The sequence below is a fragment of the Streptomyces sp. NH27 genome, assembly GCF_056859195.1.
On record NZ_JACEGK010000830.1, the window covers coordinates 1 to 2,015 of the forward strand.

2 protein-coding genes are annotated in these 2,015 nt (G+C 70.2%); both read left to right on the forward strand.

Going from position 1 to position 2,015, the window contains the following annotated elements:
- Positions 1–1,281 (forward strand): M20/M25/M40 family metallo-hydrolase (locus AC13HU_RS36285; RefSeq protein ID WP_483046255.1); only part of this gene is annotated, 1,281 nt, incomplete at its 5' end.
- Between the two features lie 254 nt (positions 1,282–1,535).
- Positions 1,536–1,769 (forward strand): chaplin ChpH, encoded by a 234-nt coding sequence (chpH, locus tag AC13HU_RS36290; RefSeq protein ID WP_483046256.1) that lies wholly within the window; start codon positions 1,536–1,538, stop codon positions 1,767–1,769.
- Positions 1,770–2,015 lie beyond the last annotated feature (246 nt).

Here is a 2,015-nt window from a genome sequence, read left to right on the forward strand (position 1 = left end):
GTCGTCGACCTGTGCGCCGAGCTGATCCGGATCGACACGAGCAACTACGGCGACCACTCGGGCCCGGGGGAGCGCGCCGCCGCCGAGTACGTGGCGGAGAAGCTGGCCGAGGTGGGCCTCGCGCCGGAGATCTTCGAGTCGCACCCGGGCCGGGCGTCCACGGTGGTGCGGATCGAGGGCGAGGACCGCAGCCGGCCCGGGCTGCTCATCCACGGCCACACCGACGTGGTCCCGGCGAACGCCGACGACTGGAGCCAGCACCCCTTCGGCGGCGAGGTGGTCGACGGCTGTGTGTGGGGCCGCGGCGCGGTCGACATGAAGGACATGGACGCGATGACCCTCGCGGTCATCCGCGACCGGGTGCGCAGCGGGCGCAAGCCGCCGCGCGACATCGTGCTGGCGTTCCTCGCCGACGAGGAGGCCGGCGGCACCTACGGCGCCCGGCACCTGGTGGACAACCACGCCGGGCTCTTCGAGGGCGTCACCGAGGCGATCGGCGAGGTCGGCGGCTTCTCGTTCACCGTCAACGAGAACCTGCGGCTGTACCTGGTGGAGACCGCCGAGAAGGGCATGCACTGGATGCGGCTCACCGTGGACGGCACCGCCGGCCACGGCTCGATGACCAACAAGGACAACGCGATCACCGAGCTGTGCGAGGCGGTCGGGCGGCTGGGGCGGCACCAGTTCCCGGTGCGGCTGACCAAGTCGGTGCGCGGCTTCCTCGACGAGCTGTCCGACGCGTTCGGGGTCGAACTCGACCCGGAGGACATGGACGAGACCCTCGCCCGGCTCGGCGGGATCGCCCGGATGATCGGCACCACCCTGCGCAACACCGCCGCCCCGACCATGCTCGGCGCCGGCTATAAGGTGAACGTCATCCCCGGCCAGGCCACCGCCCACGTGGACGGGCGCTTCCTGCCCGGATACGAGGAGGAGTTCCTCGCCGACCTCGACCGGGTGCTCGGCCCCCGGGTGAAGCGCGAGACGCTCCACTCCGACAAGGCGCTGGAGACCGACTTCGACGGCTCGCTGGTCGACGCGATGCGGGCCGCGTTGAAGGCGGAGGACCCGATCTCCCACACCGTGCCGTACATGCTCTCCGGCGGCACCGACGCCAAGTCCTTCTCCGACCTGGGCATCCGCTGCTTCGGCTTCGCGCCGCTGCAACTGCCGCCCGAGCTGGACTTCGCCGGGATGTTCCACGGCGTGGACGAGCGGGTGCCGACCGACGGACTGAAGTTCGGGGTGCGGGTGTTGGACCACTTCATCGACAACTGCTGAGCGACAACTGCTGAGCGAGCAGCGAGCAGCGGTAACGGACAGCGCGCGGGCGGCCGATGGTCGCGGCCCCCGTACGCCAACCGCCCGCGGCCGTACGACGGTCGAACGCTCGCTCGTCTGTACCTGCCACGGTGACCCGGGTCGTCAGTACGAGTGAATGATCCGGTTTATTCGTAGCTCTGTTTCCTCCGCGTCGTTACGACGGGTGTGGTCCGCGGCTTGGGGGCCACATTGGTCCCATCCAGGAGGAAGCAATGCTCAAGAAGGTCGTAGCCACTGCGGCTGCCACCGGCGGTCTGGTGCTCGCGGGCGCGGGTCTGGCTGTCGCCGACGCCGGCGCGCAGGGTGCCGCCGTGCATTCCCCCGGCGTGCTGTCGGGCAACGTGGTCCAGGTCCCGGTGCACGTGCCGGTCAACCTGTGCGGCAACAGCATCAACGTGATCGGGCTGCTCAACCCCACCTTCGGGAACACCTGCGTCAACAGCTAGTACCCTCCGCGGCCGTCACGCGGCCGCGATTCGGGAACCCTCCCATGCCCGACGGCGTGGGGGAGGCCGGCCCCGGACGCCTCGCGGCGCTCCGGGGCCGCTCGCCATTTCCGGGGGAGGTGCGGGGCATGGATGTTCCCTACCGCTCCGGTGAAGAGTCGCAAGCGAAGGTAGGGAACGAATCCATGCGTCAGGTCACGAAGAAGGGCCTGCTCACCGCGGTCGCCACGGGCGGCGTGCTCGCCG